Raw genomic sequence first — 14,140 nt, 5'->3', positions numbered from 1 at the left:
TACACTCCACCGTCATTAGTTGAACTAATTTTAAATGAAAAATTACCCGTTTACAATAATGAATCTGAATATAATTTAAAAACATTAGATCCTAGTTGTGGCTCTGGAATCTTTTTGGTTCAAAGTTTTAAAAGATTGGTGAAACGCTATGAAAACAAACACCATTCAAAACTAAATGATTTCAATGTTTTAGTAGATATTCTTAAAACTAATATTTACGGAATTGAGCTTGATCCTAAATCTATAAAAGTTACCGCTTTCAGTTTATATTTAGCATTGTTAGACAATCTTGATCCAAAAACAGGTTGGTGGAATAAAACCATTCAATTTCCTTATTTAATAAATGATTCTGAAGATGCAACTTTAAAACAGCAAGGTAAGAATCTTTTTAGGAGAGATACTATTTCTGATTTATCTGAAATAAAAGAATTACAGGATTTCGATTTGATTGTTGGAAATCCGCCGTTTGGAGAATTACTTTCAGAAGAGAGGGATGTCGAAAGGATTCAGAAAAACATTAGATTATATTGCGATAAAAATAAATTTCCAAAAGAAATGGTAATACCGTTTCTTCATAAATCAGTTATGCTTGCTCCAAAAGGAAAAATTGCTTTAATCTTCAACACTAAAGTATTAACTAATACTGGAGGAACTTATCAAAAATTTAGAGAATGGCTATTTAGTAATTACGTTGAAAAAATTTACAACTTTTCCATATTAAGAAATATTTCGGAGGAATTTGGTGGCCAGTTGTTTGGTTCAGCAGTAGGACCAATAAGCATTGTTTTTTATCAAAATGAAACTCCTATAGCCCCAAAAGACACCATAACTTATTGTGCTCCAAAAACCTATATCAAAAATGATATTTTAGAAGGAATTGTGATTGATTCTTCTGATGAAAAACATTTGCCAAGAACTGAATGTGAGAAGAAAGATTCTAAAATCTGGAAAATTGCAATGTGGGGAAGTTATTTTGATTTCAAATTGATTGAAAAAATTGATAAAAATTATATAAATCTGAATAAATCTTTTAAAGAAAAAAACATTGAGTTTAAAACCGGTTTAAATGGAGATATTCAAAAACAAGATTTTATTCCAAACCTTATTGTTAAGACAAATAATATTTCAAAATATTATACCAGAAAGGATGCAGTTAAACCTAATAACAAATACTATAGAAATATCGATTCAGAATTATTTATACCTCCATATATAGCTATAAAAAAGGGACAAAAGGACAAATTAATTACAGCTTCCCTAATTACTCATAATGCTTATTGTATGAGTGGCGCTTACATAATAAATAATACTTCCGATAATGAGAAAAAAGCTATTTTAGCCCTAATCAATTCAAGATTTTCTACGTATTTTTTATTTTTAATTTCATCTTCTTGGGGAATTGAGAGAGAACAAATTATGTCAAATGAATTTCTATACCTTCCATATTTATTTGATGAAAAAACGACAACAAAACTTCTTTCTTCAAAAATTGACGAAATAATATCAATAAAAAAAATAGAGGAAGAGAATGGCTTAAAAATGGATGTTTCAACTTTGGAAAAAGAAATTGACCAAATCATTTATAATGATATTTTAAAACTTACTGTTGACGAACAAATTATCATTCAGGATACATTAGATTTTAGTTTAGATTTATTTGAAAAGCAAGAAAAATCTAAAGCTGTTTTACCTGTTAATACTATTGATATTTATTCTGAAAGAATAATCAAAGAACTTAATGATTGGCTAGATGATGTAGATTTAAAAGTTTCGGCAACTCATTACAGAATAGACAGAAACTGTCCTTTGTATATGATAAAGTTATCTTTTGGTAATCAAGAAAAAGAAGCCGAAATTTCAAAAGAAGATATTTATAGTGAACTCAAAATATTAGATCAAAAACTTTGGAATGAAGAAGCAAAAAATCTTTATTTTAGAAAGAAAATTAATTATTTTGATGGTAATGATGTTTACATCATAAAACCAAATCAAAGAAGATTTTGGAGCCAAACTGTTGCTATGGAAGATAGTAAATCTTTGCTAGTTGAAATTCTTAATATGAAAGAATAATGGCAGGAACTTTAACTACTTCGATATTTCTAAACTTTCAGAATAAGTTTAAAAAAAGATGCAAAACTTTATTTTTAGAGGCTTACCAGACTTCGATTTCAAATAATTCTATCTCTTTAAATTTTAATGAAAATGATATAACTGCTATTCTTCACAACTATATAGATACAAATCCAAAAAGAAAAGAATGGGAAATTTCATCGAATCTAGAGAATTATATTTTTGAAAATGATACTATCCCAATTAAAGGCTTTGCTGCTAAATTTTCAAGAATTGATATGAGATATTCTACTTTCTGGAAAGGTGAAGAATATAAATATTTCGTAGAGGCAAAAAATCTTAAAGCAAATGATTCTGGATCAAAAAGAAGATACATAACTACAGGTATTGACAATTTTTTAACTGGAGGAAAATATTCTGATTGTGATGGTTTTTTAGTTGGATATATATTGAATGGAAATATCCAAGATTGCATTATTGGTATAAACAAACTTCTCGAAAAAGATAATAGAAAAACAGAAGCCCTTGTAAGTAATACCTTTTTAGACTTTGATTTATTTTCTTCAAATCATACAGTTAAAAACTTAAATCATCTTTTTCTTTTATACAGTAACTGATATGACAACAATTGAAACTAAAATCAAGAAAGCCATTAAAACAAGTAAGTTAAATCCTGAAATTTTAGGAGAAAGAAAATGGTACAGCTATTTTATTCGTACTACTGAATTAATTTGGAGCAGAAACCTTCATAATGGCTATCTTATTGAGGTTTACAATAAAAAATATGGAAATCACTTAGGAAGCATAATAATATAAATCTTAAAAACTGGAATTGCTCAAAATGCAAAACCAAGCTAAGAACTTCTTGATTTAAAGCCTCCCGAACAATCAAGTTCGGGTGAATGTTTTTGTGCAAAACGAAACGCTTTGGCTTATACAAATGACAAGGAAAAACCGCTTTTTTGAAAGATTATTTTTCAAGTTCACTTTTGCAAAGATCAAAAACCGACTGTTAAAATCACCTTTTTATGTAACAATTACTGAATTTGGTCCACTAATTTGGAAATCTAATATCTACAATATGTATAAAATTTCCCTTCGTCCGTTTGTTTTAGCAGCCACGTTATTTGCAGGCTCAATTTCGGGAATTGCCCAAGACAATTTGGTCAACTCACTAAAAGTAAACGCCAGCGAGAACAGTAAAGCGTCGTTTAAATTTACCGAAGTCATCAATTTACAGAATACTTCGATTAAAAACCAGGGTTCGTCAGGAACGTGCTGGAGTTATTCCGCTAATTCCTTTTTAGAGTCAGAAATGGCCCGTATGGGAAAACAACCCGTTGAAATTTCCCAGATATTTTCGGCTCGAAACGCTTATGTCGAAAAAGGAAAAATGTACGTCCGAATGCATGGTGCGGTAACTTTAGGAGACGGTGGGGCTTTGTATGACGTGATTAATATGTATAAAAAATACGGAGCTGTACCTCAATCGGTTTATTCGGGTTTGAACTACGGAACCGATAAAAATAAGTTTGGTGAAATGGGTGCAATAACCGAAAGCATTTTGCAAGCCGTTGTTAAAAATCCAAACGGAGAACTGACGCCAAACTGGGAAAAAGCCTACACAGCCGTTATCGATTCCTATTTAGGTCAAGTGCCGCAAAGTTTTGATTACAATGGTAAAAAATACACACCGCAATCATTTGCCAAAGAAGTAATTGGGATTAATCCAGACGATTATATCCAAATTTCTTCTTTTGATACCACCCCATTTTACACAAAAGGGATGCTTTTAGTTCCAGACAATTGGTCGTTTGAACAAGTTTATAACGTAAAAGCCAACGATTTGACTTCTATAGTGGACAATGCTTTGAAAAAAGGATATACGGTAGCTTGGGCTGGAGATGTTTCTGAAAAAACATTCAGCTGGAAAAATGGAGTAGCATTTGTGAGTGATAAAAAGTTTGATGAAATGACGGCTGACGAAAAAGCAAACATCTTCAACGGACCAAAACCAGAGCCTGTAACCACCGATGAGGCACGTCAAAAACAATTTGACAACTATTCCACTACTGACGATCACGGAATGCACATTATAGGGCTTGCAAAAGATCAAAACGGAAAAGAATACTACATTGTGAAAAATTCTTGGGGAGAATCCAATGACTACAAAGGGTATTTATTTATGACCAAAGAATATGTGAAATTGAAATCGACCGCGATTATGGTTCATAAAGCAGCCGTTCCAAGTGATTTAGCAAAAAAGATGAGTATCTAATACCATTAAAAATTACATGAAATCCCGACTTAGTATCGGGATTTTTTTTGCAGTCATTTTAACAAATTATACTAAATAAACTTTTTAATACTTTTTATCTTTACTCAATGGCAGAGAAAAAAAGTTACATTCCTATCAAAGTACTCATCAGCTATCTTGCTCTAATTGCATTGGTAGCAACGGTTGGATGGATTTTATATTCTGAAAATATCGTTTTTTCTAAATCTGGCACCACTATCACCATCGAAAATGATAAGGTTTTAAAAGTAAGTAACCTGCTTTCCAACATCTATAAAAATGAAGGTTATGCAAGGTTGACTTTGCAATCCAATTCAGAAATAGATTTAAAAAATTATGAACTTCAAACCGATTCCTTGAGGTTAGAAATTGATTCCTTCAAAACTTTCATTCAAAATCCAAAACAGATTTCCTTATTAGACACTGTAAAAATTCTTTTAAATAAGAAAGTAAAAACGATTAAGGATTTAAAAATCGTAAAAGAACAAGCTGACAATGAGGTAGCAGTACAAAAAGCAATGGACAAGATTACACAAATGGAAGGCTCTTTACGCAAACTTAGGATCAACGATTTGGTAAAAAATCCTAATGAATTGGGCGAATACCAAAGAAGCGTTTTGCAAAAAATGGTTGCCGTATTAAACCAAAACATTCCTGACGATAGTAGCAATACGCTGACGCAAAAAGCACTCGATTCGATGTTAGTAGTTTCTAAAACAGCTTTAAGCGATGTGATTCGTGCTAATGCCAAAAAAAACAAATACTTAGCGATTCAAGAGCAGAAATTACAGCTAAACGAAGTTTCCATTTCAGAGCAATTACGTAAAATATTGAACATTATTGAACGTGAAATCATTCGGAATACGACGGAAATTAATATTCAAAAAGAAGCCTCTTTACAAAAAACCAATCAAATCGTAACTTATGCAGCAATTGCAGGTTTTATATTAACGGTTTTCTTTTCGATTTTAATTTTGAGTGATTTTTCAAAAACCGAATCGTACAAAAAACAACTAGAAGTCGCTAATTTAAAAGCGCAAAAGTTAATCAAAGACCGCGAACAGCTTATTTCCACAGTGAGTCACGACTTAAAATCACCTTTAAGTACTATCGTTGGCTACTCTGAACTTTTGAGTAATTCAGATTTGACAGCAAAACAAAAACATTTTAATAAAAACATCAAAGGTTCGTCTGAATATATTTCGAAATTAGTCCAAGATTTACTTGACTTCAGTAAAATTGAAGCTGGTAAAATTGTTGTTGAAAACATTCCATTTTCGTTATCAACTAGCATCGATGAAGTAGCCAAAAGTATCCAATCTGTTTATGCTCAAAAAGAAATTGCATTAGAAATTACGATTGACGAATTATTAAACAAAAACATCGTTTCAGATCCCTTTAGATTACGTCAAATTTTAAGCAATTTAATTGGAAATGCCTATAAATTTACTGAAAAAGGAAGTGTCAAAATCAATGCAAAAATTGTAAAAAACAACATTGAAATTAATGTTCAAGATACGGGAATAGGTATTAAAGAAAACAGTCAGCAATTGATTTTTGACGAATTTACACAAGCCAATGACGGAATTGAAAAGATTTTTGGAGGAACTGGTTTAGGACTTACTATTGCAAGAAAAATGGCCGAGGCTTTAGATGGAAATTTAACACTAAAAAGTGTTTATGGTCAAGGAAGTACGTTTACCTTTCGATTTCCGCTCGTTTGGGGAGCAACCATTTTTTCTGAAAATAAAATTGAAAACAATCTAAATTCTAAGAAAACACATCAAATCCTAATTATCGATGACGATGCCAATTTGTTAGCGCTAACAGCTGAAGTTTTAAAACAAAGAAAACATATTGTTTATTCGTTTGACTCTGCCATAAAAGCACTGAAAGCAATAGAAAAGCTCGATTTTGATTGTGTAATTACCGATATCCAAATGCCCGATATGGACGGATTTGGTTTTACAAAAGAACTTAAAAAATTGGACATCTATAAAAATCAACCCATTTTAGCGGTTACGGGTCGTTCGGACTTGGATTTGGACATTTATCAAGAAGCTGGATTTTCGTCGGTAGTTCAAAAACCCTATTCACCTGCCAAATTACTGCAGCAATTGGACGAATTATTTCAAGAAAACCACGAAATTAAATTCACCTATAGCGAAAATTCCAATTCGGAAACAGCTTACTCATTAGTAAAACTCAAAGCTTTTCTTCCTGATGACGATTTAGCTTTAAAAGAAGTGCTAAATGCTTTTGTGAAAAATACGCATGAAAGCCTATTGACTTTACGAAAAGGAATAAACGCAAAAAATTTGGCAGAAATCAAGGAAATTTCTCACCGAATGTATCCAATGTTTCAGCAAATTGAAGCTACTGAAATTGCAGTTTTGTTACATAAAATGAGTAATGAATCTTTAAATTTAAATGATATTGAATCCATAAACACGCAACTGAATCAAAAAACAACCTTGCTTTTTGAATTGTTCAAAAAAGATTCAATACTCTAAATTATAGAATTTCAGCTTGTTATATAACGTTTTTCGGGTAACTTTAAGTAGTTTTGCAGCCTCAGATTTATTGTTTTGAGTTTGTTCCAAAGCTTGAATGATGGCTTCTTTTTCATTTTGCGAAAGTGAGAAACCTATTTCTTCCTTTTCTCTGTTGACCAAAAACAGTTCAGAGGGCAAAACACTTCTTTCAATAAAATCACCTTGGGTCAATAATGTAGAACGTTTCACTACATTTTGCAATTCTCTTAGATTTCCCGGCCAGGTATAATTTTGAAAAATATGCATTACATCGTCAGAAAAACCAATTACGTCTCGGTTCAATTGCTTGTTTGATTTTTCTAAAAAAAATTCGGCAAAAATCATCAAGTCTTCTTTTCGTTCTTTCAAAGAAGGCGAAGCGATTGATAATTCATTAATTCGATGGTACAAATCTTCACGAAAATCACCGTTTTTTACTGCTTCACGCAAATCTTCGTTTGTAGCCGTAATTATCCGAATATCAACCGAAATTTCTTTGTTACTTCCTACGGGTTTGATTTTACGTTCTTGGAGAGCTCTCAACAATTGCACTTGATTTTCATACGACAAATTTCCAATTTCGTCTAAAAAAATCGTGCCGCCATTTGCTGCTTCAAAATAGCCCATCTTATCATTTAAAGCACCCGTGAATGAACCTTTAACGTGTCCAAAAAATTCACTAGCGGCTAAGTCTTTTGGGATGGTTCCACAATCTACTGCAATGAATGCCTTCTTATTTCGCTGGCTATTTTGATGGATTTTTTGAGCAATAACTTCTTTACCTGTTCCGCTTTCGCCGATAATCAAAACGGAAATATCGGTAGGACTCACTAACTTAATGTATTCGGCTAATTTTGTAGAGGCTGGCGAAATTCCAATAACAAATTCACTTTCCAGTTCCGTTTTAGGTTGAGATTTTGACTTTATAGAAACTTCTTTTGCTTCACTCAAGTTTTGACTATTCTTTAAAGCATTTGCCACCACTATTAAAACTTCATCTGGATTGAAAGGTTTTGAAATATAGTCTGTCGCGCCGTTTTTTATTGCTTTAACAGCGGTGTTAACATCACTGTAACCCGTCATTAAAATTACGGGAACATTGGGCATTTCGGCCTTAAATTCAGCCAATAAAATCATTCCATCAGAGTCGGGCAGCCTGAAATCCGTGAGAATTAAATCAAACTTTTCAACTGCAATCTTACTTTTGGCTTCCGCCGCAGAAAAAGCAGTAGCGATTTCATAACCATTTTTAGTCAGAAACTTCTGTACAAGTTTGCAAAAAGCAATATCATCTTCAATTACTAAAATTCTAGGCATGGGTGAAATCTTTACCGCTAATATAAAGTTTATCGTAGGTTTTTATTCTTAAAACTATGCAAAAAAAAAGAGGTTCGAATGAACAAACCTCTTTTTAACAAAAACAAAATATAAGTTTCCCTAACTTATTTTTTAATCCAGTTGCCATTGGCATCCGCAAAAACAGTAGCCTTCTGGTCTCCCACTGAAATTTCAATTTTAAATTCCTTTTTTTCGTTTACATACGCTTTAGTAATAGTTGCATCTGGATACGAATTTTTAATTGCCGAAAGTACGGCTTCAGGAAGTTTATCTGATGTAATTTCGGCATACTCTTCTTGAACAATTGTAATTGTTTCATTAGAGTTTGAAATTACAGTATTAGCAAATGAAGTTAAACTTCCTACTAATAGTGCCGCTGATAAAAATAATCTTTTCATGATTTGAGGTTTAAATGTTCAATAGATTATTTATACCCAAGAAATATTTGTGCCACAAAATAAAAAAAAATTAATATATTGATTTTCAGATACTTAAATAACTAACACTTTTGTTTATTTTGTATAATAACCTACACAATAAATTATAAAATGTATAAAAAATACACACTATTGAAAAAAAAATGCCTTACACAAGTGCAAGGCATTTTTAAAATTAGTGTTTTTAAATTATTCTTTAGGTTCCTTCATTTTGAAAGTATCCATAAAAGCGGTGGTGTAATTTCCTTCCACGTAAGCCGGTTCATCCATCAATTGGCGGTGAAATGGAATAGTGGTTTTGATTCCTTCGATGACAAATTCATCCAAAGCGCGTTTCATTTTGTTGATGGCTTCTTGACGGGTTTGGGCTGTAGTAATCAGCTTAGCAATCATCGAATCGTAATTTGGTGGAATCGAATAGCCCGAGTAAACGTGTGTGTCTAAACGAACACCGTGACCTCCTGGAGTATGCAAATTTGTGATTTTTCCTGGAGAGGGACGGAAATCGTTGTAGGGATCTTCGGCGTTAATTCTGCATTCAATAGAGTGTAGTTGTGGGAAATAATTTTTACCTGAAATCGGTATTCCAGCGGCTACCATGATTTGTTCTCGAATCAAATCGTAATCAATAACTTGTTCGGTTATTGGATGCTCTACTTGAATTCGCGTATTCATTTCCATGAAGTAGAAATTACGGTGCTTGTCAACTAAAAACTCTACCGTTCCAGCTCCTTCATATTTAATATATTCAGCTGCTTTAACGGCTGCATCTCCCATTTTCTGACGTAATTCATCCGTCATAAAAGGCGAAGGCGTTTCTTCTGTCAGTTTTTGGTGACGACGTTGAACGGAACAATCTCTTTCCGAAAGGTGGCATGCTTTTCCGTACGAATCGCCAACTACTTGAATTTCGATGTGACGTGGTTCTTCGATAAGTTTTTCCATGTACATTCCGTCGTTTCCAAAAGCAGCAGCGGCTTCTTGACGGGCACTTTCCCAAGCTTTATGAAGGTCTTCCTCTTTCCAAATGGCCCGCATTCCTTTACCACCACCTCCGGCAGTAGCTTTCATCATAACTGGATATCCAATTTCTTTGGCTACTTTAACGGCATCTTCATACGAATCTAAAATCCCTTCTGATCCAGGTACACAAGGTACACCAGCTTCAATCATCGTTGATTTGGCAGAAGCCTTGTCTCCCATACGGTCAATCATTTCTGGCGAAGCACCAATAAATTTAATCCCGTGTTCTTGACAAATCTTCGAAAACTTAGCATTTTCAGATAAAAATCCGTAGCCTGGATGTATGGCATCGGCATTGGTAATTTCTGCAGCTGCAATGATATTAGACATTTTCAAGTAGGATAAATTACTTGGTGGTGGTCCGATACAAACCGCTTCGTCTGCAAATTTCACGTGCAAACTTTCTGCATCTGCTGTAGAATATACCGCAACGGTTTTGATTCCCATTTCGCGACATGTTCTAATGATACGAAGGGCAATCTCACCTCTATTGGCAACTAATATTTTTTTAAACATCTCTTTTAATTAGATAATTAGACAATTTGAAAATTAGAAAATTTATACTTCGGCACTTCCATATTTGGAAATCCTAAATCACAAATCTAAAATCTAAAATTCTTAAGATGGATCTACTAAAAATAATGGCTGATCGTATTCTACAGGAGACATATCATCTACTAATACTTTCACGATTTTACCAGAAACTTCTGATTCGATTTCGTTGAACAATTTCATAGCTTCAATCACGCATAGAACATCTCCTTTTCCGATTGAAGAACCTACTTCTACAAACATTGGTTTGTCTGGTGATGGTTTTCTGTAAAAAGTTCCAATGATTGGAGATTTGATTGTAATGTACTTTGAAGATTCGTCTACCGCTACTGGAGCTGCTGCAGCTTGAGGTGCTGCAGGAGCCAAAGTAGTAGCCGCAGCTTGTGGCAACGATTGTTGCATTGGTGCTTGTTGCAGATACGTAATCTCTGGTGTAGATCCTTCAAGAGTTGTTTTGATGGTAATCTTTACATTATCAATTTCTAATTTTACTTCTGCAACACCTGTAGCTGCTACAAATTTGATTAGGTTTTGAATTTCTTTTAACTCCATAATTCGTATTTTTAGTTATAGTTTGTTTGTTTTTAATAAGCCCATTTAAGATAAATCGAACCCCAAGTGAATCCGCCTCCAAATGCAGCGAAAATTAAATTATCTCCTTTTTTAAATTTTTTCTCAAAATCAAAAAGTAATAAGGGCAAAGTTCCCGAAGTAGTATTTCCGTATTTATGAATATTGACCAATACTTTTTCGTCTTCTAAACCTATTCGGCTAGCCGTAGCATCAATAATTCTTTTGTTGGCTTGGTGTGCAATTAACCAGTCCACATCAGCATTGGTAAGGTTATTTCTTTGCAAAATTTTCTCACTTACATCAGCCATTCCAGAAACGGCGTATTTGTAAACCGTTTTTCCGTCTTGAAAAACATAATGCTGACGATTGGCAACCGTTTCAGCTGAAGCAGGAAGTAGAGAACCGCCAGCATCGATTTTTAAAAATTCGCGACCAATTCCATCGCTTCTCAAGTATTCATCTTGAATGCCCAATCCTTCATAATTGGGTTCAAAAAGTACCGCACCAGCTCCATCACCAAAAATGATACAAGTGGCACGATCGGTATAATCAATAATGGACGACATTTTATCGGCGCCAATGATTAAAACTTTTTTATATTTTCCTGATTTAATGAAAGCATCCGCGGTGGACATGGCATATAAAAAACCCGAACAAGCGGCTTGCAAATCGTAAGCAAATGCGTTTGTAGCGCCAATTTGTGTAGCCACATAAACCGCAGTGGCGGCAACGGGCATATCAGGTGTTGTAGACGCTACAAGAACCAAATCAATTTCCAACGGATTGATATTTCCTTTGGTAATGAGGTCTTCAGCAGCTCGAATGGCAAGATATGAGGTGCCTAAATGATCGTCTTTTAAAATTCTTCGCTCCTTAATTCCTGTTCGTGAGGTAATCCATTCATCATTGGTATCTACCATTGTTTCCAATAATTTATTGGTCAAAACGAAATCAGGAACATAGCCTCCGACAGCAGTAATTGCGGCTGTAATTGTACTCATAGGGTTGTAAGTTTATTCTCTGCTAAATTCAAACAGAAAAGTCGTTGAAATTACAAAAAAATTTCTAAACCTAAATATTTTACTCGCAGTAATTTAACACTAAATTTTAAGCAACAAAAAAACTCTCACATTGGAGAGTTTAGATTTTACCTTCAAAAAGGTATTATGCAAGAGCAACTGATGACTTATCAATTACTACTTGTCCTCTGTAGTACATTTTACCTTCGTGCCAGTAAGCTCTGTGGTACAAATGTGCTTCTCCAGTGATTGGACATGTCGCAATTTGAGCTGCAGTAGCTTTATAATGCGTTCTTCTCTTATCTCTTCTTGTTTTCGAGATTTTTCTTTTAGGATGTGCCATTTTACTATATTATTTATCCGTTAATAGTTGTTTTAATTTGTCCCAACGTGGGTCTATTTCCTTTTCTTCCTCAACTTCTTCTTTCACTTCGGTAACCTCTAGTTCGCTCAACTTTTCTAAAGCGGCAGATTTCAAAGTACCATCTTGTACGCCTGGATGCACCCTTTTTAGTGGCACCGACAAAGCAATCATCTCATAAATGTATTGTGATACATCAACTTGGTGTTCACCGTGTGGCAAAATCAATAATTCTTCGTTTTCATTATTGAACTCATCTCCAAATTGAACCACCACATTTCCACTTCCTTGAATGGGCAAATCAAACATTTCGCCTGTTAAATCACAAGGGACATAAACGGTTCCAGTGTGTTTAAAATGCAATTCCAGCATCAAGCTTTTCTTTTCCAAAACCAAATCCACTTGAATGTTGGCGTTTTCAAAATCGTCGTATTCAAAATGATCAAAAAAAGATTTATCAATTTGATACTCAAACTGGTGTTTTCCTAATTTTAATCCTACGAATGGTATTAAATATTCATTCATCTTTTTCATAGCAACAACAATTTGTCCTTTCCAAGCATTCGAGAATCGGAGTGCAAAGATATAAATTTATTACATAATCAAAAGGCTTATAAACATTTTTTTGTTTATAACTGTTTTTCTTTTGTTTTTAGTGGTCTTTTACTCATTTCGGCATACTCATTTCGCGAATTACTATATGGTAAAAAGCATCATATACTGTACGGTATGTCTAATTAATATCTAAAATTATTTTGTAAACTTAACAGGTATGTTTTAATTTAAACAACTGATCTACAATAATGAGTTTGCTATTATGTAAAAAAGTGAACTCCATAATTTATGAAATTCACTTTCAGAATAAAATAACCTTTCACTTATTCACTCAAAGTGCATACTGTGCACGAGCCTGCATCACAGTATTTTGCACCCATAAAAGATTTTTTAACGCAACCAGAGCCTTTACCTTTTGCACACGTACAACTTACAGCACTAGCCTCTTCAATAGAGGCAATTCTCAAACTTTTTGAAATTGAATTAGATTTTACAGGAATCATAATCTCATTACCGAACAAATTAACTTTTGAATAAGAGTAGCCTTGTGGTGCATCTTGGTTTTCCAAAATGAAATTTGGAATCTTGTTGTCATATATAACAGAATAAAATTCTAAAAGTGCTTTTTTAACTTCTGGCTTGTTTAAAAATTGCTCTGAACTAGTTTTAGAAATTATTTTGTCTTGTGGTGAGGTTAAAGGACTTTTAACTTCGGAAATAAAACTTACTCCCGCACTATAATCGATAATGCCCAAAATAGTAATATTTTGTTTTTTTCCAGTTGTTGAAACAGACATCGAACATGTAGAACAACCTCTGTTCATTACACAATAATATTCACCCTTAACTTTTACAGGGGAACAACCTTTTCCTTTACTACATGTGCAAGTCACACTAATGTCTGCAATTTCAAGGGATATATTACTTTTGTTATTATTTGATTCTAATACAGATACTAAAAAAAATACATCTTCTGGTAAACGTATTTCAAATTCATCTTCTGAAATTTTAAATACTTTGCTACCCTCAGGGAAAGGAATCCCCTGAGCTCCTGAATTTAAAATTTCTGCAATTTTATTAGCGTCCTTCTGTGCGTTAAGTGTTTCGACTGCAACTTCGGTCTCGTCATTACTACAAGAAATAAAAAGTAGACTTACAGACATAGCAAATACAAGATTTTTGATTAGTTTTTTCATGTTAAATTGTTTGCTGTGTTCAATTCATAAGTGCAACAAACTTATTATTTAGAGTTTCTATTGGACTAAGATAATTGAATTTTCTAATAGGTCTGTTATTAATTGATAATTCTACTTGTTTAATTTTTTCATTAGTTACATTTCGTAAATCAGTTTTCTTTGGAAAAAATCTTCTAATTACACCAA

Annotated in this window: 13 protein-coding genes; 5 read left to right on the top strand and 8 right to left on the bottom strand. The window is 33.2% G+C overall.

What is annotated here, in order from left to right; translation table 11 throughout:
- The 5 genes from ACIQ2X_RS07210 to ACIQ2X_RS07190 form a co-directional block, all read left to right on the top strand.
- A partial coding sequence (locus ACIQ2X_RS07210; protein ID WP_396178254.1) for a class I SAM-dependent DNA methyltransferase occupies positions 1-2,070 on the top strand: 2,070 nt, incomplete at its 5' end.
- Positions 2,070-2,687: a hypothetical protein gene (locus ACIQ2X_RS07205; protein ID WP_396178253.1), complete on the top strand. Its 618-nt coding sequence runs from the start codon at positions 2,070-2,072 to the stop codon at positions 2,685-2,687. The genes ACIQ2X_RS07210 and ACIQ2X_RS07205, both read left to right, overlap by 1 nt.
- Position 2,688: 1 nt before the next feature.
- Positions 2,689-2,886 (top strand): hypothetical protein, encoded by a 198-nt coding sequence (locus ACIQ2X_RS07200; protein ID WP_396178252.1) that lies wholly within the window; start codon positions 2,689-2,691, stop codon positions 2,884-2,886.
- A gap of 265 nt (positions 2,887-3,151) precedes the next feature.
- Entirely contained in the window at positions 3,152-4,348 is a 1,197-nt protein-coding gene (locus ACIQ2X_RS07195) for an aminopeptidase C (RefSeq protein WP_396178251.1), read from the top strand.
- A 107-nt stretch (positions 4,349-4,455) separates the two neighbouring features.
- Positions 4,456-6,879 carry a hybrid sensor histidine kinase/response regulator gene (locus tag ACIQ2X_RS07190; protein ID WP_396178250.1) on the top strand — a complete coding sequence of 808 codons (2,424 nt, stop codon included), beginning with the start codon at positions 4,456-4,458 and terminating at the stop codon, positions 6,877-6,879.
- On the opposite strand, the gene ACIQ2X_RS07185 is transcribed toward ACIQ2X_RS07190, so the two are convergent.
- From ACIQ2X_RS07185 to ACIQ2X_RS07150, 8 genes are all read right to left on the bottom strand, one after another.
- Positions 6,868-8,217 carry a sigma-54-dependent transcriptional regulator gene (locus ACIQ2X_RS07185; RefSeq protein ID WP_396178249.1) on the bottom strand — a complete coding sequence of 450 codons (1,350 nt, stop codon included), beginning with the start codon at positions 8,215-8,217 and terminating at the stop codon, positions 6,868-6,870. The two genes, ACIQ2X_RS07190 and ACIQ2X_RS07185, sit on opposite strands and share 12 nt — an antisense overlap.
- Before the next feature lie 125 nt (positions 8,218-8,342).
- On the bottom strand, positions 8,343-8,636 hold the full coding sequence (locus ACIQ2X_RS07180) for a hypothetical protein (RefSeq protein ID WP_396178248.1): 294 nt from the start codon (positions 8,634-8,636) through the stop codon (positions 8,343-8,345).
- Positions 8,637-8,864: 228 nt separating this feature from the next.
- Complete coding sequence (accC, locus tag ACIQ2X_RS07175) at positions 8,865-10,214, bottom strand: acetyl-CoA carboxylase biotin carboxylase subunit (protein ID WP_396178247.1); 1,350 nt, start codon at positions 10,212-10,214, stop codon at positions 8,865-8,867.
- A gap of 102 nt (positions 10,215-10,316) precedes the next feature.
- Positions 10,317-10,802, bottom strand: a complete 486-nt coding sequence (gene accB / locus ACIQ2X_RS07170; protein WP_396178246.1) for an acetyl-CoA carboxylase biotin carboxyl carrier protein — start codon at positions 10,800-10,802, stop codon at positions 10,317-10,319.
- Between the two features lie 32 nt (positions 10,803-10,834).
- On the bottom strand, positions 10,835-11,824 hold the full coding sequence (locus tag ACIQ2X_RS07165) for a beta-ketoacyl-ACP synthase III (RefSeq protein WP_396178245.1): 990 nt from the start codon (positions 11,822-11,824) through the stop codon (positions 10,835-10,837).
- Positions 11,825-11,987: 163 nt separating this feature from the next.
- Positions 11,988-12,185: a 50S ribosomal protein L32 gene (gene rpmF / locus ACIQ2X_RS07160; protein WP_396178244.1), complete on the bottom strand. Its 198-nt coding sequence runs from the start codon at positions 12,183-12,185 to the stop codon at positions 11,988-11,990.
- Between the two features lie 9 nt (positions 12,186-12,194).
- Entirely contained in the window at positions 12,195-12,737 is a 543-nt protein-coding gene (locus ACIQ2X_RS07155; RefSeq protein ID WP_396178243.1) for a YceD family protein, read from the bottom strand.
- 344 nt (positions 12,738-13,081) lie between these two features.
- Complete coding sequence (locus tag ACIQ2X_RS07150; RefSeq protein ID WP_396178242.1) at positions 13,082-13,954, bottom strand: hypothetical protein; 873 nt, start codon at positions 13,952-13,954, stop codon at positions 13,082-13,084.
- Positions 13,955-14,140: the final 186 nt, after the last annotated feature.

The organism is Flavobacterium sp. (assembly GCF_044368625.1).
GTDB lineage: Bacteria > Bacteroidota > Bacteroidia > Flavobacteriales > Flavobacteriaceae > Flavobacterium.
This window is presented reverse-complemented; position numbering and strand designations above follow the sequence as displayed.